Origin of the sequence: Pseudonocardia yuanmonensis, assembly GCF_039542425.1 — a bacterium.
In the GTDB taxonomy this organism is placed as follows: domain Bacteria; phylum Actinomycetota; class Actinomycetes; order Mycobacteriales; family Pseudonocardiaceae; genus Pseudonocardia; species Pseudonocardia yuanmonensis.
Genome location: NZ_BAABIC010000004.1, coordinates 355,654 through 377,480 on the forward strand (window position 1 = coordinate 355,654; position 21,827 = coordinate 377,480).

Consider the following 21,827-nt stretch of genomic DNA (forward strand, 5'->3'; position numbering starts at 1 on the left):
CAGACCTGGACGACCCAGACGACCCGGGGACCTGCCGCGCAGGCCTCGAGGGAGGACGGACGACGATGTCCCGCGACACCACAGCCACGCCCGCGACCGGCGGCACCCCCGCGACCGGCGAGGTGCAGGCGCCCTACCGCGGCGCCGCCCCGCAGAAGCGCACCCGGGTGCACCACCTCGCCGAGATGAAGCGCCGCGGCGAGCGCTGGCCGATGCTCACCGCCTACGACGTCTACTCCGCGGAGATCTTCGACGAGGCCGGCATCCCGGTCCTGCTCGTCGGCGACTCCGCGGGCAACAACGTCTTCGGCTACGACAACACCCTCCCCGTCACCGTCGACGAGCTGATGCCGCTGGTGAAGGCGGTCGTCCGGGGTGCGCGGCACGCCCTCGTCGTGGCCGACCTGCCGTTCGGCAGCTACCAGATCTCCCCCGCGCAGGCCCTCGAGACCGGGTTCCGGTTCATGAAGGAGGGCGGCGCGCACGCCGTCAAGCTCGAGGGCGGCGCCCGCTACGCCCCGCAGGTCGAGGCGCTCACCGCAGCCGGCATCCCGGTCATGGCCCACCTGGGCTTCACCCCGCAGAGCGAGCACGCGCTGGGCGGGTTCCGGATCCAGGGCCGCGGCCAGTCCGCCGAGCAGCGGCTGGTCGACGACGCCCTCGCCCTGCAGGAGGCGGGCGCGTTCGCGGTCGTGCTGGAGATGGTGCCGGGCGAGGTCGCCAAGCGGGTCACCGCGGAGCTCACCATCCCGACGATCGGGATCGGCGCCGGCCCGGACTGCGACGCGCAGGTGCTCGTCTGGTCCGACATGGCGGGGATGAACCGGGGCCGCAAGCCGCGCTTCGTCAAGCCCTACGCGGACCTCGGCGGCCTCCTCCTCGAGGCCGCCCGCGCCTACGCCGAGGACGTCCGCGGCGGCGCCTACCCGGACGAGGCGCACACCTACCACTGAGGCCTCGCCACCTCGGCGCGCCCGCGAGCGCCGGTGTGCGTACCGTCGCAGGACGACGCACGCCGGCGCCCGGAGGAGGACATGGCCGAGATCGGCACGACCCGGCCGCCGGGTGAGCTCCCGGAGCCCGGCGCCCCGGCCCGGCCCGACGCCGCGGAGCTCGCCCGGGTACGCGCCGTGGAGAGCCTCGGGGTCCGGCCCGAGGTGCGCGACGAGCGCTTCGACCGCATCACCCGGCTCGCCCAGCGGCTGTTCGGCGTCGCGATGGTGGGGGTGTCGCTGATCGACGAGAACCGGCAGTGGTTCACGTCCCGTCAGGGCCATGCGCTGACCTCCCTGCCACGGGAGAAGTCGATGTGCGACCACACCGTCCGGCGTTCCGGGGACCTGGTCGTGGAGGACCTCGCCCACGATCACCGGTTCGGTGGCCACCCGGCGTTCAGCGATCTGGGGGTCCGCTTCTACGCGGGCCGGACGCTGCACGCCGCCGGCGAGCGGGTCGGCACGCTGTGCCTGCTCGACACCCGGCCGCAGCCCTTCGGCCCCGAGCAGCGGGCCGCGCTGGCCGAGCTGGCGGAGGCGCTCGAGCAGGAGCTCGATCACGACACCGAGCTCGAGCACGCCGCCGAGATCCAGCGCAACCTCCTGCCCCGGTCGGCTCCGTCGGCACCGGGATGGGAGTTCGCCGCGTCCTGCCGGCCCGCCCGCTCCGTCGGTGGCGACTTCGTCGACTGGCAGGCCCAGCCCGACGGCCGCCTGGTCATGACCATCGCCGACGTCATGGGCAAGGGGCTGGCGGCCGGGCTAGTGGCGGCGACCGTGAAGACCGCGCTGCACACCGCGGGGCGGCGCCACCCGCCCGCCGAGGCTCTCGGGATCGCCGCCGCCGCCCTGGAGGAGGATCTCCGGCTCACCGAGTCGCTGGTGACGCTGCTGCACGCCCGCCTCGACCCCGCGACGGGACTGCTCGAGTGGGCGGACGCCGGCCACGGCCTGCAACTGGTGCTGCGCGCGGACGGAACCACCGAGCGGTCCCGTGCGGGCGGGCTCCCCCTCGGCACCCTGCCCGGCGACAGCTGGGCCGAGCACACCACCGTCCTCGAGCCGGGCGACGTCCTCGTGGCGTTCAGCGACGGCCTGCTCGACCTCTACGACGGCACCCTCGCGGCCCTCGACGAGATCAGCGGGCTCGCCCGGTCCGCGGGCAGCCCGGCCGCGTTCGTCGACGCCGTGGTCGAGCGGAGCCGGCACCGCCCGATGACCGACGACGTCACCGTGGTCGCCACCCGGCGCCTCCCCGAAGGGTCCTGAGGGCGGCGCGCCGGACCGCCCGGGCCACGCGCGGGCTCACTTTCCTCGTGTGAACCGGGCCGGCACCGGCGGCGGGGCGGAGACGGCCGCCTGCGCGCGGAAGGCCGCCGCCGACTCCGGCGAGCTCGAGATCCGCCAGTCCGCCTCCTTGTCCTCCTGGAACCACACGAGGCCGCGGACCCGCTCCTGCGCGGCCAGGGCGAACAGCCCGCGGATCCACTCCGCCTTGTCGCCGCCCTCCTCGGCGCTGGCCGTCTCCGTGATCACGATCGGGTGGTCCGACAGCGCCCGGAGGTCGGCGAGGCTCTCGCCGAACACCTCCGAGGGGGACCGCCACCCGCCCCAGGCGACCGCGTCGCCCCCGTTGTAGCCGTCGACGGCGAGCCAGTCGACCACGTCGTCACCCGGGTAGAGCGGCCCGTACTCGGCCGTCCCGGCGGAGTGCACGTTCACGCACCACACCCAGACGACGTCGGCGCCCTGGGACCGGAACACCCGGTGCACGTGCCGCCAGGCGGCCACGAGATCGGCCGGCGTGGTGCCGCCGACCCCGACGCCCCACGGGTAGTGCGGGGCGTCGGCCTCGTGCGCGAAGCGCAGCGCCACCGTGCCGCCCCAGTCCCGCACCTGCCGCGCGAACGAGGCGATGTAGGCGTCGTGCGCCCCCGCCGCGATCCGGGCGGGGGCGTACTCCGGCTGCATCGCGCCCGCCGCCGGGTCCCACGGTTCCCACGTGACCATCGGCAGCGCCCCGTCCGCGATCGCGGCGTCGGCACGCGCGGAGTCGAAGGCGGGCTCGCCGGCCCAGGCGGCGTACCAGACCTCGATCGCCGGAGGCAGCCCCGCGCTCCGCGAGAACTCGGTGACGCCCGCCCGGTCGCCGCTCGCGACGCCGACCGCGAGCGGAGCGGGCCCCGGGGCCGCCGCGGCGAGCAACAGCAACCCGAGCACACCACCACCGAGGGTGAGCACGACCCCTGACCTGGGGACGCGCCTGCGTCGTTCCGGTCTGCCGACGTGCCCCGAACGGCTCATCTCCCTATCCTCTCCTGGCATGAGCGAAGTCCGGCACGCGCCGTACGGCAGCCGCCGATGACCGGACGGGCCCTCGCCTCGCGCGGTCACCGGGCACCGAGGTCGGCCCACCGCGTCGTCGTCCGCGTCCTGGTGATCCTGGCGCTCTCCCTCGGCCTGAACTACGTGGTCTGGCGCTGGTTCGAGTCCGTCAACTGGAACGTCTGGTGGATCGCCGTCCCGCTGATCCTCGCGGAGACCTACAGCCTCGTCGACGCGTTCCTGTTCGGCATCACCATGTGGCGGATCAAGGAACGCGGCGAGCCGCCGCCGCCCGACCCGGACGCGACGGTGGACGTCTTCGTGACCACCTACAACGAGCCGGTCGACCTCGTCATGACCACCGCCCGGGCGGCGCGGGACATCCGGTTCCCCCACCGCACGTGGATCCTGGACGACGGGGCCCGCCCCGAGATGGCCGCGGCCGCCGCCGAGGCCGGCGTCGGGTACATCACCCGGGACGCGAGCTGGGCGAACATGCCCCGGCACGCCAAGGCGGGGAACCTGAACAACGCCCTGATGAACACCGAGGGCGAGTTCCTGCTGATCCTCGACGCGGACCAGATCCCGGAGCCCGAGATCCTCGACCGGGTCCTGGGCTGCTTCCGCGACCCGGCGGTCGCCGTCGTGCAGACGCCGCAGTTCTTCACCAACGTCACGGCGGCCGACCCGCTCGGCAGTCAGGCGCCGCTCTTCTACGGGCCCATCCAGAAGGGCAAGGACGGCTGGAACGCGGCCTTCTTCTGCGGCTCCAACGCCGTGCTGCGCCGCGAGGCCCTCATGCAGCTCGGCCTCGCCGGATACGTCGAGCAGGTCGAGCGCAGCGTCACGCAGGTGCTCCGGACCGCCGACACGCTGCTCGCCCGGGCCGGGCGTGAGGCCCGCGACCAGGGCCCCGAGGTGCACGCCGCGCTGGAACGGGTACGGACGGCGGTCGGGCTGGCGCGCACCGAGATGCGGTCCCGCCGCTCGTCGTTGTCGGAGGTCACCTACCGTTTCCGCCAACGCGTCGACGAGGCGTCGCGCAGTCTCGTCGAGGCCGACGTCGCCGCCCTGACCCGTGACCTGGAGGAGCTCGGCGAGCTGGAGGCGGCCGGACCACACGCCCGGCCCCCGCTCCCCCTGCTCGACGAGACGGCCCTGTCCCGGTTGTCGGACCGGGAGATGTCCCCGCTGACCGCGCTGGCCTCGGTACGGACGCTGGTGGACGCCGTGGACGTCAGCCGCTCCGACGAGGCCCAGCCGATCATGCCCATGGCGACCCTGTCCGTCACCGAGGACATGGCCACGGCGATGCGCCTGCACGGCATGGGTTGGAAGAGCGTCTACCACCACGAGAACCTGGCTCACGGCCTCGCCCCGGAAGACCTGGGCACGATGCTGCAGCAGCGGCTGCGCTGGGCCCAGGGCACCCTCCAGGTGATGCTCAAGGAGAACCCGCTCGTGCAGAAGGGGCTCTCCGCGGGCCAGCGCCTCATGTACTTCGCCACGATGTGGAGCTACCTGAGCGGCTTCTTCGCCCTGGCCTACCTCGCCGCCCCCGTGTTCTTCCTGTGCTTCGACGTGCGGCCGGTCGTCAGCTACGGCCCGGAGTTCCTGGTCCGGCTGATCCCCTACCTGGTCGTCAACCAGCTGCTGTTCCTGGTCATCGGCTACGGGAAGCGGACCTGGCGCGGCGCCCAGTACAGCCTGGCGCTGTTCCCGCTGTGGATCCGTGCGGCGTGGACGGCCTGCGCCAACGTGTGGTTCCGGCGCCCGCTCGGGTTCGTCGTGACCCCGAAGACCAGGCAGGAACGCGCCCGGCCGCCGTGGCGGCTGGTCTGGCCCCAGCTCACGGCGATGGCCCTGCTGGCGCTGGCCGCCGTGGTCGGGACGGTCCGCTACCTGCTGGGCGCGGCCGGGTTCGACCTGCTGAGCCTCGGCGTGAACCTCGTGTGGGTCGTGTTCGACCTGGTCATCCTCTCCGTCGTGATCACGGCGGCGACCTACACCGGCCCCGAGGACGAGAAGACCCGCCCCGACGACGTGAAGGCGTGATGGACATGAACTTCGGTACCGAGCACCTCGACGACTCCACGACCGTCGTCACGCCGCAGGGCAGGCTGACTATGGTGTCGACCGCGGGGTTGAAGAACCTCGTCGGCGAGCTCGTCGGGGGCGGCCGCGTGCGCATCGTCGTCGACCTCGCGGCCACCGACTTCATCGACTCGTCGGGCCTCGGGGCGCTGGTCGCGGGGCTCAAGACCGCGCGCCAGGCCGGCGGTGACCTCCGGATCGCCCGGCCGACGGACCAGGTGCGGACCGTTCTGCAGCTCACGAACCTCGACCGGGTCCTGCGTCCCGCGGCCAGCGTCCGGGGGGCGTTCGGCGAGACGTGACGCCGCCGCGGCGGGCCGGGCCCGTCGACCGGGACCGTCAGGCCGCGCCACGGTGCCGGACGACGGTCCAGCGGTTGCCGCCCTCGAAGCGGACGTGCCCGAGGTCGGCCACCGCCGCGGCGAGCGCCAGACCCCGACCGCTCTCGGCGAGCTCGTCCGCCGGCAGGGCGGCATCGGCGGGATCGACCGGCGGTGCACCGCCGTTGTCCTCGAGGAGCGCCTCGATCCGGTCCGGGTGCACCAGGATCTGCATCTCCACGTCGACCGGCCGGCCGTCGGCCCGCCGCGCGTGCTCGACGAGGTTGCCGACGATCTCGATCAACGCCGTCTCGAACAGCATCCGGTCGGTCTCGGCGACGCCGGGGGCGTCGGCCCAGAGCCGGCCGAGTGCGTCCTGCACCACGTCCAGGCACGGCGGGGTCCCCGGGTAGCGCAGGCTGCGGGCGATCACGGACACCGTCGGACGACCACCATCGTGACGTCGTCGGCCGCGGCGAGGTCGCGCACGCGCTCTGCCGTGCGGCTCACGTGATCACCGATGGCGGCGGGGGCCGAACGGACCTGACGAGCCACGTCCGCGAAGGCGGCGTCGAGTGTGGGGTACAGGTCCAGCAGGCCGTCGCTGAAGGCCACGACGGCGTCGCCGGGCGCCAGATGGACCTCGTGCTCGGGCCACCGGTCGTCGGGGAGCGTGCCGAGCGGGAGCCCGCCCGCGGGGGCCCGGGTGACGGTGCCGTCGGCCCGGACCAGCAGCAGCAGGCCGTGCCCGGCGTCTGACCAGACCAGCCGCCCCGTCGCCGGCGTGAGCCGTGCCTGGCACAGCGTCACGAGCGTCCCCGTGCCCTCCAGATCGGCCTCGAGGGCGAGCGCCGCCTCGCGGACCGCCTCACCGGGCGGCAGCTCCCGCCCGGCCGTGCGCAGGGCCGAGCGCACCGTCGCCATCAGCAGGGCCGCCCCGATCCCCTTGCCCATCACGTCGCCCAGGGTGATCGCCAGGTCGGAGTCGTCGTCGCCGACCCGGTACCAGTCGAGCAGGTCACCCCCGACCGCACGAGCCGGGACGCACGCGCCGACGACCTCGTACCCGGGCACGGTGATCGACCCGCTCTGCGGGAGCAGGGCCCGCTGCACCTGCGCCGCACGCTCCATCTCGGACGTGCGCCGCAGCACCGTCCCCGCCCAGTCGGCGAGCTCCGCCAGCAACGTCCGCTCGGCGTGGCCGAAGCGGCGCGGCGCCGGGTCGATCAGGCACAGCGTCCCGACCCGGATCCCCGAGGAGGTCGTCAGGGGGTGGCCGGCGTAGAAGCGGACGTGCGGATCGCCCCGCACGAACGGGCTGTCGGCGAAACGCCCGTCCGCCCGCGCGTCCTCGATCACCGTCTGCTGCTCGACGGCCGTGAGCGTGACCCTGCAGAAGGTGTCCTCGAGCGGGACGTACGGGATGTCGATGCCCTGCACGGACTTGATCCACTGGGTGTCGGCGTCGACGACGGTGACGGCCGCGATCTCGACGCCGAAGAGCTTCTGCGCGAGCCGCGTGATCCGGTCGAACCGCCCCTCACGACCCTCCGGTCGGACCCCGAGCGCGTCCAGGGCCAGCTCGCGTTCCTCCGCGCGGCTCGCGCTCGGACCGGTCGTCACCGTCATGCCCGGGGTACCTCCCTCGACGGGCGCGTCGCCGAGGACGATAGCGGAGTCCTCGGCCGATCGGCGGGTCCGGCGGTACTCTGTTCGCCCGCTCGGGCCGGGAGGGGCGGGCCGCCCGCGCACAGCCCGGGATCAGCTCAGGAGGGCGTGCCGGGCGAGCATTGCGGTCGCCGGGCACTCGCGCGCCCGCCACCGCTCCCGCAGCGACCCGAGCCGGGCCAGGTCCGCCGGCCGGTCCGACAGCGCGCGCTCGGCCGCGTCGAGCAGGGCGCCGGTGGCCGCGTGCGTCTCCGGGTCCGCCAGCCCCTCCACGGCGACGTGCCGGTGCAGCGCCGCGTCGGGTGTGCGGCGGCGGCCGGGCAGCGAGTCGTCGAGCACCAGGCCGGTGAGCAGGCTGAGCAACTCGCCGTACAGCTCCGGGTCCGGGCAGGCGTCGAACGCCTTGAACTCGATGCGCCCGACCTCCGCCGCCAACCGCGCGGGCTGGGTGAGGGAGGGATCGGAGGCGAACGCGTGCGGCGAGCCCGGCTCCAGGAACACCATCGCCGCGGGCCGCAGACCGGTGCGCACGGCGGTGCGCGCCGAGAGCCCGCCCCAGGGCGCGCCGTCGCGGAAGGGCGAGGAGAAGGCGAGCGGGACCAGCCACGGGCTGTAGTGGGTGAGCTTGGCGCCGGCGTCGACCAGCGCCGCGCCGTTCAGCCCCGCGACGGACAGGTTGAGATCGGGCCCGTGCGTGACCATGTGCAGGTGCGCGGTCCGCTCCTCGGGGGAGGCCGTGCGGTGGGCACGCTCCCAGGCGTTGAGCGCGGGGACGATCGGGTAGCTCGACCGGACCGGGTTGAACCCGATCGGGTAAGGCTCCAGCCCGCGCGACCGCGCCTCCCGCTCCAGCGCCGCGAGGTCGTCGGCGAGTGCGCGCACGGCCGCCTCGACCGAGTCGTGGATCCGGGTGCGGATCTCGACGCCCTTGGGGTCGCAGCGGACCAGCGCACCGGACTCGTCGAAGCGCTCGAAGCCCTCGACGTACCACCGCTTGCGCTTGATGCCCTGGTCCCCGATCCGCAGGTCGGGGTAGTCGGCGGGGTCCTCGGGCAGGGCGTCGACGATCCCCTGCAGCTCGTCGAAGGCCGTGTTCGTGAAGTCCGCGAACGCGCCGTCGGCGCGGCGGAACGCCACCTCGTGCTCGATCCCGTACCTGACCTGCGCCACCGTCGACCTCCGCCCCAGTTCGTGCCGGCGGACGACGCTAGTCGTGCGGGGGCCGGTCGCGCTGCGTGTTCGTGCGGACACTCGTCCGGGCTTGAGCCGTCGGCGTCAGCCAGGTAAGCCGAACCTGACCCGCCCGGTGGCGGGATCGGCCTCGACGAGCCGGGCCCGGACGGTGGCCCCGGGCTCGCCGACACCTTCGCAGCGCGCGAGGACGGGCGGGTCGGCGAGGAAGACCTCACCGGGCTCGCGGCGCAGCACCACGACCTCGAACTCCTCCCCCACCCGGCCGGCCAGCAGCGCGGCCTCCGTGCGGTCCGTGCAGGCCCGGTCGACGCGCGCGGCGAGGGTGTCCGACGCGCTCATCAGGCCCGGCAGGGCCGGGAGCGCCTCGGCCAGCCAGTCCGGCACCTCCCGCCCGGCCGCGAGCGCCAGGCAGACCTCGCTGCCGAACCGGTCGACCAACCGCCGCAGGGGCGCCGTGACGTGCGCGTACGGGGCGCCGATCCCGCCGTGACCGGGATTCTCGGGCGGGGGTGTCCCGGGGCCGAAGGCCGCGTAGGCGGCGCCGCGCAGCAACGTGGTGGCGGCCCGCCGGACCGCCAGCGCGCGCGGATCGGTCGGATCGGCCCCACCGGCCGGGCGCGGGAGGGCGGCGAGCGCCCGGGCGGGTGACTCGCCCTCCGACCACTCCAGGCCCAGCTCCAGCGCGGCCGCCCGCAGCGCGGCGACCGCCTCGGGGTCCGGTGCGGGCAGGGTGCGCAGCAGCCCGACCCCCGCGTCGAGCATCATCCCGGCCGCGACCTGCCCGGTGAGCAGCGAGATCTCCGCGTTCCAGTCCTCGACCGGCGTCCGGCGGCGCACCCGGACGGTCCACGTCCCACCGGTGCGCACCACCTCCTGCTCCGGCAGCTCCAACTCGATCGCCCCGCGCGCCACGGCCCGGGCGCGCCGCAGCGGCCCGAGCTCGGCGAGCGCGGCGATCGCCGGGTGCGGGACACCCGCGTCGATCGAGGCCTGCACCCCGGCGTAGTCCAGCCGGGCCAGCGAGCGCACGAGCGCCCGCCGGACGTCGGCGCCGCGGACGGCGCCCTCGTCGTCGAGATCGATCCGCCAGAGCACGGCCGCGCGGGGGCCGTCGGGGAGCAGGCTCGCGGCGTCCTCGGACAGGACCGGCGGGTGCAGCGGGACCGCGCCGTCGGGCAGGTAGAGCGTCTGGCCGCGGCGGCGGACCTCCGCGTCGAGCGCCCCGCCGGGCTCGACGACGGCGCCGAGGTCGGCGATGGCGTAGTGCACGGTGAAGCCGCGCGGCGTCCGGGTGATGCCGACCGCCTGGTCCAGGTCCCTGGAGCCGGGCGGGTCGATGGTCACCAGCGGGACGTCCGTGGCGTCGACCCGGGGGCCGTGCGGGCCCGCGGCCGCGGCGCGCTCGGCCTCCGCGAGCACCGCGGGCGGGAACACCCTGCCGTCGGCGGGGAGGCCGAACTCGGCGCGGACGGCGGCGAAGTCCGGGACCGCGGTGTGGTTCGGGCCGCCGCCCCGGTCGAGGCCCCTGTTCCCGGCCGGGCCTCGTGCGCCGTCCGGGACCGGGGTGTGGGCCGGGTCCACCGGGCCGCTCGCGGGGCGGGTCACGCGCGCACCCTACGGTCGGACCGGCCGACTTGTGCGCCGGAGCACCGGGTGCTGTCGTAACCCGGTCGTACCGCAAGCCCGTGTTCCCGAGTCCTCGCCGGCCGGACGGAGCCGCTCGTGCGCACTCTGCCCTCTATGCCTCCCGTGCCTCCCGAGCCTCCCGAGCCTCCCGCGCCTCCTGCGCCCCGCGGGTCCGGCCTGCGGGCCGCGGCGGCCGTCGTCGTCGCCGTCGGCCTGGTGTTCGGGCTCTACACCGCGGTGAGCGGGGCCTCGCTGCGCACGCCCGCCGAACCGGGTGCCACACGGGTGGAGGTGCCGGCCGACCCGGGCTGGGCCCCGGTCGACCGGCCCGGTCCGGCGCTGTCCGTCCCCGCCGCCGACCTCGCCGCGAGCCTCGTCTGCGCCGGCGGGCGGGCCGGCCGCGACACCGTCCTCCTGCTCTCCGGGACCGGTGCCGACCCCGACACCGCCTTCCGCTGGGGGCTGCGGCCGCTGCTCGCCGCGGAGGGCTTCCCGACCTGCCTGTCCACCGCGCCCGAGGCCAACACCGGCGACGTCGCCCGGCGCGCGGAGTACGTGGTGCACGCGATCCGCACGATCGCCGAGCGGACCGGGCGGAAGGTGGCGGTCGTCGGGCACAGCCAGGGCGGGATGGTGCCGCGCTGGGCGCTGCGGTTCTGGCCCGACGTCCGCGACCACGTCTCCGACCTCGTCGCCCTCGGCCCCACCAACGCCGGCTCGGACGCCCTCCGCGACGGGTGCGCGCAGGGGTGCTCGGCGGCCCACTGGCAGCAGTCGAGCGGCTCGCGGTTCGAGGAGGCGCTCAACTCCGGGCGGCGCACGTTCGCCGGGATCGACTACACCGTGGTGGTGTCGAGCGGGGACACCGTCGTCACCCCCGTCCCGCAGGCGTCGGCGCTGCCGGCCGAACCGGGTGGCGGGGCCGTCGCCGGCAACGGGGCGATCGCCGTGCAGGAGGTGTGTCCCGGCAGGAGGGTCGCGCACGGTCCGCTCGGCCTGTCCGACGCCGCCTCCTTCGCCCTCGTCGTCGACGCGCTGGAGAACCCGGGCCCGGCCGACGCCGCCCGGGTCCCGGCCGCCACCTGCCGGCGGACCCAGGCCACGGGCATCACCGCGGCCGAGCTGCGGCAGGGCACCGCCGCCGTCGACCGGGCAGTGGCACGGGCCGCCGCCGAGGCACCCGTCCTCCCCGCCGAACCCGACCTCCCCTGCTACACCCGCCCCGACCCCTGCTGACCTGCTCTTCCGCCCTGCCGGACACACGGCGGGCCGACCTGCTCTTTCCGTCCTGCCGGACAGCCCGGCGGCCCGACCTGCTCTACCGCCCCGCGGGACACGCCGGCGGGCCGCACACCGACCCGGCGCGCCACACCCGCTCCTGCCCGGTCCCACACCCACCCGCTCCTCGACACACCCCGTCGACGACCCGCGCGACGCCTCGACGGGTGTGCGCGCTCCGGCCCGCGCCTCCCGAGCAACCTGCCTCCGCCTCGGGTCAGGGGCGCCGATCCGGCCGACTTCCGGCAGTGCGGCGGCCCGGCCCCTGCACCCCGGCGACACACCCGGTCGAGCGGCCCACCGCCCGTCGACGGGGTGTGCCGCGCACGCTCCGGGTGTGGCACCGGGTCACGAGGGGTGTGCCGAAGCCTCGCCGGGTGTGCCGACACCGCCGGGTGTGCCGACACCGCCAGGTGTGCCGTCCCCCGTCGGGTGTGCCGACGGCCGGCCGGGTGTGCCGACGGGCCGCCAGGTGTCGCCCAGCCAGGGTGTGCGGGAAGGCCCGGCGGGTGTGCGAGGCCGCGGGCGCGCGAGTACGGCCGAGGAAAGCCCGCCGGACCACATCACCTCGAACGGGCGAGAGCCCCGCCCGGACCTCCCCGCCGTGCGCCCGGGTGCCGCCGTCCGGGCGAGGCGAAACACGGTCGTCATGCCCTCCTCTGGACAACTCCGCGGCGAAGGATCAGCCTGGTACGCAAGCGTTCACCGCTACAACCGGGAGGCGTCATGAGGTTGGGCAGGAAGCTGGCGGAGGGTGTCGCGATCGACCGGGAGGCCGACCGCCTCGCCGAGACGCGGGAGCCCGCACCGCAGTCGCACGAGACGGTCCCGGTCGTCACCGCCGCGCTGGCGGAGGACGCCCCGGCCGAGCGTCCCGCCCGGGTCTGAGACCGGGGCGGGTCGGTGGGCGGTCCTTTCGCCCGCAGCCCGCGCGAACACTCCGACGAGCCCCTGCCGGGGTTCAAGCTCGCGTACCCGATGCTCGCCGCCGACGGCGGGAGTTGCGGGTTCAGCGGCGTGACCCTCGGCAGGGCGCACGTCTACCGCGCGGTGGACGACGCCATCTGCGCGCACGGCTCGCGGCACGCCTGCCCGTCGCGCTGGTGTGACTGCGGGTTCTACTGCTTCCACGAGATCGGTGCGGCGCGCGATCTCGCGTGCGAGCCGGACCACCGCAGCGCGGTGTTGCTGGAGGTCGCGGCGTCCGGGCGGTACCGGCGCTACGAGCGCGGCCTGCGGTACGCCCGCCAACGGGTGAAGACGGTCCGGATCGGCCGCTGCGACTGCGGCCGCCCCGCCGAGCTACTGGCCGACTCCGGCGCGGGCAGCGTCGGCTGGCGGCGGCTCCTCCCGGTCTGCCGCAACTGCGCCGCCGATCGCCCGGTGCTGCGCCCCGACCGGTTCGCGGAGCTCGCGGGCGGGGTGCAGGTCGTGCTGGAGGGCAGCCCGACCGGGCTGGGCGACGACGCCGCCGCCCCGGCCCCCGTGGTCGCGCCGCCCGAGGCCCCCGCCGAGGATCCCGGCACGGTCGCCGTGCTCTCGGCCGAGATCGCGGTGCTGCACGCCCGCCTGGACGAGACCCTCACCCGGCTCGAGGAGGTGCAGGCGAGGCTGGACGAGCTCACCCGCCGCGACCGCCCCTGAGCGCGGGTCCGGTCACAGCCAGGCGGGCAGCTCCGGCACCGGCATCGGCTCGCCCTCGGGCGTGACCGCCCGGACGCGGCGCGACCGGCCGCGCCCCGACACCCACGCCGCGAGATCGGCCACGGGGGCCTCGACCGAGACCTCCGGTCGCACGCCCTCGGACGCCGTCGACCACACCTGGTTGCGGTCGCTCGCGACCAGCCGCACCGCCGGCACCCCGGGTCGGGCGGCCAGGTTCGCGGCGACGTCGGCGACGAGCTCGCACAGCATCGGCTGCGGGAAGTCCTCGAAGGAGGCGCCCACGTCGAGGTCCACGGAGTGGATCCACATCTCCCGCGCGCGCATCCAGGCGATCTCCGTGGCCGGCACCTCCTGCCCCTGCCGGTTGCGGATGCTGCGCGACCACGCCTCCTCGGGCATCGCCTTGACGACCTGCGCGAGCCTGTCCGAGGTCGCGACCACGTCCTCGCGGATCGCCGACGGCTCCCGCCGCGACCCGGCCTCGATGTCCGCGTCCCGCTGGGCGTCGTCGGCGTAGGCCGGGGTCTCCTCCCCCGTCCGCGCCCAGTGCAGCAGGTTGATCATCGCCTCGGCGTTGCGGGCGACGTGGCTGAGCACGTGCGCCCGGGTCCAGCCGGGCAGCGCGGACGGGGCCCGGAAGGCGTCGTCGCCCATCCGGTCCAACAGCCCGCGCAGGTGCGCCGCACCGTCGCCGGCCCACGCCAGCGACAGCGACAGCGTCCGCGTCATTTCGCGAGCCGGCAGACGTTGCGGCACTCGCCGATGCCCGCGATCGCGGTGACCAGCTCGGCGCCGTCCGTCAGGTATCGCGGGGGCCGGCGCGCGTGGCCCACGCCGCCGGGGGTGCCGGTGGCGATGACGTCGCCCGGGTTGAGGGTGAGGATCGCCGACAGGTAGACGATCAGGTCGACGGCCCCGAACACGAGCTGGTCCGTGGTCGAGTCCTGCATGACCTCGCCGTCGAGCGTCGAGGAGATCGCCCAGCCGCCCTCGGGCAGCTCGTCCGGCGTGACGAGCACGGGGCCCAGCGGGGTGCTGTGCTCGAAGGTCTTGCCCTGCAGGAACTGCTTGGTGCGATTCTGGTAGTCCCGCACGCTGACGTCGTTGAGGATCGTGTAGCCGGCGATGGCCGCCGCCGCGGAGGCCTCGTCCGCGTTGCGCACCGGCCGCCCGACCACCACGGCCAGCTCGGCCTCGTAGTCGACCTGCTCGGACACGGTGGGCAGCTCGATCTCGTCGTGGGCGCCGACGAGCGCGGGCGCGTACTTCGCGAACACCGTGGGGTACTCGGGCGGCTCGTTGCCCATCTCGAGGACGTGGTCCCGGTAGTTCAGCCCGACGCAGATGATCTTCTCGGGCGAGGGCACCAGGGGCGCGTAGTCGAGTCCCTCGACGGCGTGCGCGGGTCCGGCGGCGGCCGCTGCGTGCTCGGCCCAGTCCGGGCGGGACAGCAGGGCCCGCAGGTCCGCGTCGCCGGTCTCGGTCGCCCCGCTCGCGTCGATGCGGACCGCGCGCGTCCCCGCCGCGGTCCGGATGGTGGCCAGCCTCATCGCGTGCGCTCCACGCTCGCTCCTCGCGTCACGGGCAAGAGTCTGCGCCACGGCGGGCCCGATTTCAGCCCCGGGGGTGGGTGCCGGGAGCACCCACCCCCGGACGGCCGAACCGTCCTGTGGATCATGCGGCCGTACGGCCGCGTCCTAGATCGCCCCGGACTCGTCCTGCGAGTCCCCGCCCCGCACCGGGAGCCCGGCGAAGACGTCCGCGGGCTCTCGCCACGGCTCCCCGCCGCCGGCCCGGATCGCCCGCCAGATGCGCTCCGGGGTGCACGGCAGGTCGACGTGCGTGACCCCGTACGGACGCAGCGCGTCGACGATCGCGTTCTGCACCGCCGGCGTGGAGCCGATCGTCGCGGACTCGCCGATCCCCTTCGCGCCGAGGACATTGCGCGGGGTGGGCGTCTCGGTGGTGACGGCCTCGAACGAGAAGAGGTCCGCCGCGGTGGGGATGTGGTAGTCGGCGAGCGTGGCGGTGGTCGGGTTGCCCTCCGGGTCGTAGAGGACCTCCTCGTACAGCGCCTGCGCGATGCCCTGCGCCAGCCCGCCGTGCTGCTGCCCCTCCACGAGCAGCGGGTTGAGCACGCGCCCGCAGTCGTCGACGGCGATGTGCGCCCGCGGCCGGACCCGACCGGTGTCCGTGTCGACCTCGACCACGGACAGGTGCGCGCCGAAGGGGTAGGTGGCGTCGGCCTGCTGCTCGTCGACGCCGGCGAAGATCTCGCCCTCGGCGGCCACCTGCTGCCAGGTCACGGTGGCCGACGGGACACCCGTCACGCCGAACTCGCCGCCGTCCGTGAGCGCGACGTCGTCCGGGTCGGCCTCGAGCAGCGCCGCCGCCCGCTGGATCGCCTCCTTCAGGACGTCGTCGGCCGCGACCCGGACCGCGGAGCCGCCCATCTGCAGCGACCGCGAGCCGCCGGTGCCGCCGCCGCGCGGCACGCTGGCGGTGTCCGACTGCTCGTAGGTGATCTTCTCCATCGGGATGCCGAGCCGGTCCGACACGAGCATCGCGAACGACGTCGCGTGCCCCTGCCCGTGCGCCGACGTCCCCGCCTGCACGGTGGCCGTGCCGTCCGGGTGGACCCGCACCGAGCCGTACTCGCTGCCCCCGCCGCCCGCGGTGATCTCCACGTACACGGACACGCCGATGCCCAGCTGCACCGGGTCGCCGGCCTCCCGGCGCGCGGCCTGCTCCTCGCGGAGCTTCTCGTAGTCGGCCAGCCGCAGGGCCTCGCGCAGCGGCAGGTCGTAGTCGCCCACGTCGTAGTTGGCCCCGACCGGGGTCGTCAGCGGGAAGGCGGAGGGGTCGAGGAAGTTGCGCCGGCGCAGCTCCACCGGGTCGAGGTCGAGTTCGGCCGCGGCGATGTCGACCAGCCGCTCGAGGTGCGCCGCGGCCTCCGGCCGGCCGGCCCCGCGGAACGCGCCCATCGGCGTGGTGTTGGTCAGCGCGGCGACGGCGTCGTACCCGACCTTCGGGATGTCGTAGACGCCCGGGGCCATCACGTAGGTCATGTGCAGCGGCAGCGCGCCGCCGAACCCGGCGTAGGCGCCCGCGTCGCCGACGACCCTGCAGCGCAGGCCGGTCATGCGGCCCTCGCGGGTGAGCCCGAGCTCGTAGTACGCGACCTGGCCGCGCCCGTGCGGCATCGAGACGAGGTTCTCCGAGCGCGTCTCGACCCAGGCGACCGGGCGGCCCAGCGCCCGCGCGGCGCCGACCGTCGCGGTGTGCTCGGCGATCATCCCGGCCTTGCCGCCGAAGCCGCCGCCGACGTTGGGCGCGATCACCCGCACCGCGTCCGCCTCCAGCCCGAAGATACCGGCGAGCTGGGCCCGGAAGCCATGCGGCATCTGGGTGGAGACGTGCACGACGAGGTCGTGGTCGGCGTCCGTCGGGTCGACGAGGATCGCGTTGCCCTCCAGGGGCACCACCGCGATCCGCTGGTTGACCATCCGGGCCCGGACGACGACCTCGGCGCCGTCGAGCACCGCGGCGCCCTCGGCCGAGCGCAGCCCGCCGGCCACGTTGGAGCCGGCGTCGGGGAACTGCAGCGGGGCGTCGGGGGCCAGCGCCGCCTCGGGGTCGACGACGGCGGGCAGCGGGTCGTAGTCGACCTCGACCAGCTCGGCGGCGTCGACCGCGGCGGCCTTCGACTCGGCGACGACCAGGGCCACGGCCTCGCCCACGAACCGGACCCGGTCCGTGGCCAGCGGCGGGCGGGGCATGTCGGGGTTGAGCACCATCAGCCCGTGGTGCGCGGGGAGCTCCAGGTCCGCGGCGGTGTAGACGGCGACGACGCCCTCGGCCGCTGCGGCCGCGGAGGTGTCGATGCCGGTGACGTGCGCGTGCGCCAGCGGGGAGCGGACGAACGCCGCGTGCAGCACGTCCGTGCGGCCCGCGACGACGTTGCCGACGTAGGTGGTGGCTCCGGTGATCAGGTCGGGGTCCTCGATCCGCCGCACGGCGGTCCCGAGAATGGAATGAGGCATGTGACTCACATTACGACGTGCGGGTGGAGAAGCCGACCGGACGTTTGACGTGGACGGTGACGTTCCGGGAGGGTCGTGGGTGCCCCCCTCCTACCCGCACCGCGGGCGCCGTCCTCCGGCGCGCCGTCGGTGTCGCCCGGGGTGACCGGACCGGACGGGGGCCGGTCCGGTCACCCGACCACGTCACGGGCGCCGGGGGTGCCGAGCGCGGCGCGCGCCCCGCGCAGTGGGGCGCGGACGTTGCGGCGTACCCACACCGGGTTCGCCGAGGCGCGGGCGGACTTCCGGGCCACTTCGGAGACGTGCTGCAGCCAGCCGAGGACGATCAGCGCATGGGTGTCGAGCGGGTCCGCCCCGCGCTGGGCGCCGGCGATCCGGTCGCCGATCTCGGCCGGCGTCTCGGCCAGCCAGTCCAGCACCTGTGCCCCGAGCTCGCGGCCGGCCACGTGCCGCGCCGACCCCACCAGCACCTCCACCACGTCGAGCACCTGCAGCCCGGTCGGGCGCGCCTCGCACCAGTCGACGATCCCGCTGACCCGGCCCTCGGCGTCGGCGAGCAGGTTCACCGGGGCGAAGTCGCCGTGGCTCCAGCCGATCGCGGCGCGGCGGCCGCGCAGGGCGGCGTCGAGTCCCTCGCCGAGGGCGCGGACGTCCGCGTGCCGGGCCCGCGGCACCAGCGCCCGCACCCGGGTGAGCGGTTCGTGGACCCAGGCGCGCAGGTCGTCGTCCCGGATCGGCCGGACCTGGCCGGTGTGCCGGTGGAACTCGCCGATCGTCGCCACCGCGCTGTCGACCAGCCGCGCCGTCCGCGCCGGGTCGCGCAGCACGACGAGGCCGCTCTCCCCCGGCAACACCGACTCGATCACGCAGTGGCTGCGCCCGACGTCGCCCGCCCCCAGCACCCGGGGCAGCAGCGGGTGCAGGTGCCCGATCCGCGGGTCGGCGTGCAGCCGGTCGAGCACCTCGGTCTGCCAGGCGAGACCGCGGCGGCTGCGCGGGGTGTCGCAGGCCTTGAGCAGGGCGCCCGCGGCGGTGGCGGCGGGGTCGTTCCCGGACCCGCCGGACCCGAGCCGCACCACGACCGACTCCGAGCCGCCCGCCAGCCGCTCCCCCAGCGTCCATCCCGCGCCCCCGGGCACCGTGTGCAGCAGCGTGCCGGCCCCGCCGATGCGCCGCAGCAGCCCGGCCGAGCGCAGCGCGTCGAGCCGGCGGGACAGGACCGGCGGCAGCCACCGCGCGGTCACCAGCAGGATCACCAGGGCCACCACCGACTGCCCGCCCAGCCACGCCAGCCCGGCACCGGCGATCCCGAGCACCGGCAGCAGCAGCCAGGAGCCGCCGATCACCAGCACCGCGGCGGCGGCGGGGACCGCGAACTGCACGGCGCCCCGGCGGCGGACCCGCGCGGCGCTCACGGTCGCCGAGGTCACCGCGTACGGGACCGCCGCGAGGACGGTGAGCGCGAGCGCGACGGCGCCCTCCCGCGCGTACCCGGTGCCGAACACCGCCAGGATCAGCGGCGAGCCCACCGCGACGACCAGCGCGCCGGGCACGACGAGGGTGAGCGAGCGGCGGATCGTCGTGCGTCGGGCGGTCTCGACGGTGTCCGCCGAGGCGGCGTCGGCCGCGGAATGGGCGACCATCGACTGGTTCATTCCGGACGACACCACGAACAGCGCCTGCGCGATCTGCCAGACGATCCCGTACGCGCCGTTGGCCTCGGGGCCGAGCCGGCCGAGCACCAGGACCGGCATGCCGAACATCGCGGCCTGCTGGAAGATCGCGCCCGCGTAGTCGGCCCGTACGAAGCCGGCGAAGTCGCGGACCGTGACCCGCTCGATGGCGCCGCCCGCCGCCTCGTGCTCGCGGGAGAACCGCGGCAGCGCGCGGGCGAGCAACCAGACGTTGACCACCAGGACCAGCAGCGCCGTGGCGACCATCCACGAGACCGCGATCGCCCCGGTCACGGTGCCGAGCAGCGCGACCAGCAGCAACCCGACCTTGAGCATGGCGAAGACGCCGTTCTCCAGCGGGACGACCGTCGCGCGCCGGATGCCGGTCAGCACGTAGTCCTGCACCGTGAACAGCGCCCACACCGGCGTCGCGAGCACGAAGAACACCGTCAGGCGCTCGTGGCCCACCGCGGCCACGAGATCCGGTGCCCACCACCGCGCGCCGAGCGCGAAGCCCAGCCCCACCAGCGCCGCGAGCGCGCCGGCGGCCAGGTACCCGGCGATCACCATGCGCCGCGCGGCCCGGCCTGCGACCGGGACGAATCGCAGCAGCGCATAGGTCATGTTCAGGTGCGCGACGCTGCCCAGCAGCATCACCGCGGACAGCGCGGCCTGGTTCAGGCCGACGACGTCCGCGGGGAACAGCCGCGCCGCGAGGACCCAGTAGACGAGCCCGACGGCCGAGGTGAGGCCGGAGCCGAGGATGAGGGCGAGGCCGTCCCGGTGGGCGGCGCTGCGGACAGCGCCCCGCAGCGGATTGCGCACGACGCGCCCGCGGACGGCGAGGCCGTCGGGGACCGTGGTCGCGGCGTCCAGCGGGTCCTCCGTGCCCGCTGGGGAGGGTGGCGGTCTCGGCGGGTCATCTGGCGCCCGTACGCCGCGGCTCTCCACCGGCGGGACGCTAGCAAGACGCGCACGCCTCGCTCGGGTGGCGTGAATATGAACGGCGGCCGAACGATGTGCGGTGTGCTGCCCGGGACGGGCGGTGCGAGCGGATCGGTCGGCGGTGCGAGGTTCCGGTCACACCGGGACGCACCGGGCGGGGTGGGGTCGGGTCGCGGCGCAGGGACGCCGGGGGCACGGGCGGGCCGGGCCGACGGCGCGGGGCGAGCATCACGCCCGCAGCGTGCCGGTCGGGACGCGGGCCGGAGGTAGCGTCCACCCATGCCCGAGTTCCACCACACCGACGTGCTCCCGCTCGGGGACGACGCGACCGAGTACCGCGAGCTCGACCTTCCCGCCGGGAAGCTCGTCGAGTCCCCGTCGTTCCCCGGCCGGACGTTCCTCGAGATCGATCCCACCACGATCACCGGCCTGGTCCGCGAGGCCGTCAAGGACATCCAGCACCACCTGCGGCCCTCCCACCTGGCCCAGCTGCGCGCGATCATCGACGACCCGGAGGCCTCCGGCAACGACCGGTTCGTCGCCACCGACCTGCTGCGCAACGCGTGCGTGTCCGCGGGCGGCGTGCTGCCGATGTGCCAGGACACCGGCACCGCGATCGTCATCGGCAAGAAGACCGAGACGGTGCTGACCGGCGGCGCCGACGAGGAGGCCGTCTCGCGCGGGGTCTTCGAGGCCTACGACGAGCTCAACCTCCGGTACTCGCAGATGGCGCCGCTGTCCTTCTGGGAGGAGAAGAACACCGGCACGAACCTGCCGGCGCAGGTGGAGCTCTACGCGGCGCCCGGGCAGACCCCGAAGTACGAGTTCCTGGTGATGGCCAAGGGCGGCGGCTCGGCCAACAAGACCTTCCTCTACCAGGAGACGAAGGCTCTGCTGAACCCGAAGCGGCTCGCCGCGTTCCTCGACGAGAAGCTGCGCTCGCTCGGCACGGCGGCCTGCCCGCCGTACCACCTCGCGATCGTCGTGGGCGGCATGTCCGCGGAGTACACGCTCAAGGTCGCCAAGCTGGCCTCGGCGCGCTATCTTGACGCCCTGCCGACCCAGGGCTCGGAGCTCGGGCACGCGATCCGGGACCCCGAGCTGGAGCAGCAGGTCCAGGAGCTGACCCGCAACTTCGGCATCGGCGCGCAGTTCGGCGGCAAGTACTTCTGCCACGACGTCCGCGTCGTCCGGCTGCCCCGGCACGGCGCCTCGCTTCCGGTCGGGATCGCGGTGTCCTGCTCCGCGGACCGCCAGGCCAAGGCGAAGATCACCGCGAACGGCGTCTACCTCGAGCAGCTCGAGCGGGACCCGGCCAGGTACCTGCCGGACGTCACCGAGGAGCAGCTCGCCGAGTCCGGCGCGGACGAGGTCGTCCGGATCGACCTCACCCGCCCGATGTCCGAGATCCGCGCGACGCTGTCGCAGCTGCCGGTGAAGACCCGCGTCTCGCTGACCGGCCCGCTCGTGGTGGCCCGCGACATCGCGCACGCGAAGATCGCGGAGCGGCTGGAGGCGGGCGAGCCGATGCCGCAGTACCTGAAGGACCACCCCGTCTACTACGCCGGGCCGGCCAAGACGCCCGAGGGGTACGCGTCGGGCTCGTTCGGTCCGACGACGGCGGGCCGGATGGACTCCTACGTGCGGCAGTTCCAGGAGGCCGGCGGGTCGCTGGTGATGCTGGCCAAGGGCAACCGCTCGAAGCAGGTCACGGACTCCTGCGCCGCCAACGGCGGGTTCTACCTGGGCTCCATCGGCGGTCCCGCCGCCCGGCTCGCGCAGGACTGCATCCGCAAGGTCGACGTGCTGGAGTACCCGGAGCTCGGCATGGAGGCGGTCTGGAAGATCGAGGTGGAGGACTTCCCCGCGTTCGTCGTCGTCGACGACAAGGGCAACGACTTCTTCGCCGAGACCAGCACCCCGACCCTGCAGGTCACCTTCCGCACCTGACCTGTGATCGAGCGGCGCTCTCGCTCCTTCCTGGTGAGCGAGAGCGCCGTT

17 protein-coding genes are annotated in these 21,827 nt (G+C 75.0%); 8 read left to right on the plus strand and 9 right to left on the minus strand.

The window, feature by feature from the left end; translation table 11 throughout:
* Positions 1–65: 65 nt before the first annotated feature.
* Together panB and ABD990_RS08230 are read left to right on the plus strand one after the other, a co-directional pair.
* Complete coding sequence (panB, locus tag ABD990_RS08225) at positions 66–953, plus strand: 3-methyl-2-oxobutanoate hydroxymethyltransferase (RefSeq protein ID WP_345379469.1); 888 nt, start codon at positions 66–68, stop codon at positions 951–953.
* An 81-nt stretch (positions 954–1,034) separates the two neighbouring features.
* Entirely contained in the window at positions 1,035–2,264 is a 1,230-nt protein-coding gene (locus ABD990_RS08230) for a PP2C family protein-serine/threonine phosphatase (protein ID WP_345379471.1), read from the plus strand.
* 36 nt (positions 2,265–2,300) lie between these two features.
* Here ABD990_RS08230 and ABD990_RS08235 read toward each other — a convergent pair whose 3' ends face one another.
* Complete coding sequence (locus ABD990_RS08235) at positions 2,301–3,236, minus strand: glycoside hydrolase family 26 protein (RefSeq protein ID WP_345379473.1); 936 nt, start codon at positions 3,234–3,236, stop codon at positions 2,301–2,303.
* A gap of 120 nt (positions 3,237–3,356) precedes the next feature.
* Between ABD990_RS08235 and ABD990_RS08240 the strand changes: the two genes are divergently transcribed.
* Complete coding sequence (locus ABD990_RS08240; protein WP_345379474.1) at positions 3,357–5,375, plus strand: glycosyltransferase; 2,019 nt, start codon at positions 3,357–3,359, stop codon at positions 5,373–5,375.
* Between the two features lie 5 nt (positions 5,376–5,380).
* Complete coding sequence (locus tag ABD990_RS08245) at positions 5,381–5,716, plus strand: STAS domain-containing protein (protein WP_345379475.1); 336 nt, start codon at positions 5,381–5,383, stop codon at positions 5,714–5,716.
* A 37-nt stretch (positions 5,717–5,753) separates the two neighbouring features.
* Here ABD990_RS08245 and ABD990_RS08250 read toward each other — a convergent pair whose 3' ends face one another.
* From ABD990_RS08250 to ABD990_RS08265, 4 genes are all read right to left on the minus strand, one after another.
* Positions 5,754–6,173 carry an ATP-binding protein gene (locus ABD990_RS08250; protein ID WP_345379476.1) on the minus strand — a complete coding sequence of 140 codons (420 nt, stop codon included), beginning with the start codon at positions 6,171–6,173 and terminating at the stop codon, positions 5,754–5,756.
* Positions 6,164–7,363: a PP2C family protein-serine/threonine phosphatase gene (locus tag ABD990_RS08255; protein ID WP_345379477.1), complete on the minus strand. Its 1,200-nt coding sequence runs from the start codon at positions 7,361–7,363 to the stop codon at positions 6,164–6,166. The genes ABD990_RS08250 and ABD990_RS08255 overlap by 10 nt, the downstream gene beginning before the upstream one ends.
* Before the next feature lie 132 nt (positions 7,364–7,495).
* Complete coding sequence (locus tag ABD990_RS08260) at positions 7,496–8,572, minus strand: glutamate-cysteine ligase family protein (protein WP_345379478.1); 1,077 nt, start codon at positions 8,570–8,572, stop codon at positions 7,496–7,498.
* 105 nt (positions 8,573–8,677) lie between these two features.
* Positions 8,678–10,201: an RNB domain-containing ribonuclease gene (locus ABD990_RS08265; RefSeq protein WP_345379479.1), complete on the minus strand. Its 1,524-nt coding sequence runs from the start codon at positions 10,199–10,201 to the stop codon at positions 8,678–8,680.
* 144 nt (positions 10,202–10,345) lie between these two features.
* Here ABD990_RS08265 and ABD990_RS08270 point away from each other — a divergent pair, with 144 nt between their 5' ends.
* From ABD990_RS08270 to ABD990_RS08280, 3 genes are all read left to right on the plus strand, one after another.
* Entirely contained in the window at positions 10,346–11,458 is a 1,113-nt protein-coding gene (locus ABD990_RS08270; RefSeq protein WP_345379480.1) for an esterase/lipase family protein, read from the plus strand.
* Positions 11,459–12,226: 768 nt separating this feature from the next.
* Entirely contained in the window at positions 12,227–12,388 is a 162-nt protein-coding gene (locus tag ABD990_RS08275; protein ID WP_345379482.1) for a hypothetical protein, read from the plus strand.
* A 15-nt stretch (positions 12,389–12,403) separates the two neighbouring features.
* Positions 12,404–13,144 carry a hypothetical protein gene (locus ABD990_RS08280; protein ID WP_345379483.1) on the plus strand — a complete coding sequence of 247 codons (741 nt, stop codon included), beginning with the start codon at positions 12,404–12,406 and terminating at the stop codon, positions 13,142–13,144.
* Positions 13,145–13,156: 12 nt separating this feature from the next.
* Here the strand turns inward: ABD990_RS08280 and ABD990_RS08285 are convergent, their stop codons facing one another.
* The 4 genes from ABD990_RS08285 to ABD990_RS08300 all read right to left on the minus strand — a co-directional run bounded on the left by ABD990_RS08285 (position 13,157) and on the right by ABD990_RS08300 (position 19,832).
* A complete protein-coding gene (locus tag ABD990_RS08285; RefSeq protein ID WP_345379485.1) occupies positions 13,157–13,894 on the minus strand; it encodes a maleylpyruvate isomerase family mycothiol-dependent enzyme in 738 nt (245 codons plus the stop codon).
* On the minus strand, positions 13,891–14,715 hold the full coding sequence (locus ABD990_RS08290; RefSeq protein WP_345379486.1) for a fumarylacetoacetate hydrolase family protein: 825 nt from the start codon (positions 14,713–14,715) through the stop codon (positions 13,891–13,893). Before ABD990_RS08290 ends, ABD990_RS08285 begins: the two co-directional genes overlap by 4 nt.
* 147 nt (positions 14,716–14,862) lie before the next feature.
* On the minus strand, positions 14,863–17,208 hold the full coding sequence (locus ABD990_RS08295) for a xanthine dehydrogenase family protein molybdopterin-binding subunit (protein ID WP_345379487.1): 2,346 nt from the start codon (positions 17,206–17,208) through the stop codon (positions 14,863–14,865).
* Positions 17,209–17,378: 170 nt separating this feature from the next.
* The gene (locus ABD990_RS08300; RefSeq protein WP_345379488.1) at positions 17,379–19,832 is read right to left on the minus strand and encodes a phosphotransferase; all 2,454 of its coding nucleotides are present in this window, start codon (positions 19,830–19,832) and stop codon (positions 17,379–17,381) included.
* 273 nt (positions 19,833–20,105) lie between these two features.
* On the opposite strand from ABD990_RS08300, the gene ABD990_RS08305 reads away from it, so the two are divergent.
* On the plus strand, positions 20,106–21,776 hold the full coding sequence (locus ABD990_RS08305) for a fumarate hydratase (protein ID WP_345379489.1): 1,671 nt from the start codon (positions 20,106–20,108) through the stop codon (positions 21,774–21,776).
* Positions 21,777–21,827: the final 51 nt, after the last annotated feature.

Bases quoted from the DNA above. Each gene is read 5' to 3' on its own strand.
- ABD990_RS08230 (WP_345379471.1), top strand. From the start codon at position 1,035: ATGGCCGAGATCGGCACGACCCGGCCGCCGGGTGAGCTCCCGGAGCCC.
- panB (WP_345379469.1), top strand. From the start codon at position 66: ATGTCCCGCGACACCACAGCCACGCCCGCGACCGGCGGCACCCCCGCG.
- ABD990_RS08275 (WP_345379482.1), top strand. From the start codon at position 12,227: ATGAGGTTGGGCAGGAAGCTGGCGGAGGGTGTCGCGATCGACCGGGAG.
- ABD990_RS08295 (WP_345379487.1), bottom strand. From the start codon at position 17,208: ATGCCTCATTCCATTCTCGGGACCGCCGTGCGGCGGATCGAGGACCCC.
- ABD990_RS08290 (WP_345379486.1), bottom strand. From the start codon at position 14,715: ATGAGGCTGGCCACCATCCGGACCGCGGCGGGGACGCGCGCGGTCCGC.
- ABD990_RS08240 (WP_345379474.1), top strand. From the start codon at position 3,357: ATGACCGGACGGGCCCTCGCCTCGCGCGGTCACCGGGCACCGAGGTCG.
- ABD990_RS08285 (WP_345379485.1), bottom strand. From the start codon at position 13,894: ATGACGCGGACGCTGTCGCTGTCGCTGGCGTGGGCCGGCGACGGTGCG.
- ABD990_RS08305 (WP_345379489.1), top strand. From the start codon at position 20,106: ATGCCCGAGTTCCACCACACCGACGTGCTCCCGCTCGGGGACGACGCG.
- ABD990_RS08255 (WP_345379477.1), bottom strand. From the start codon at position 7,363: ATGACGGTGACGACCGGTCCGAGCGCGAGCCGCGCGGAGGAACGCGAG.
- ABD990_RS08245 (WP_345379475.1), top strand. From the start codon at position 5,381: ATGAACTTCGGTACCGAGCACCTCGACGACTCCACGACCGTCGTCACG.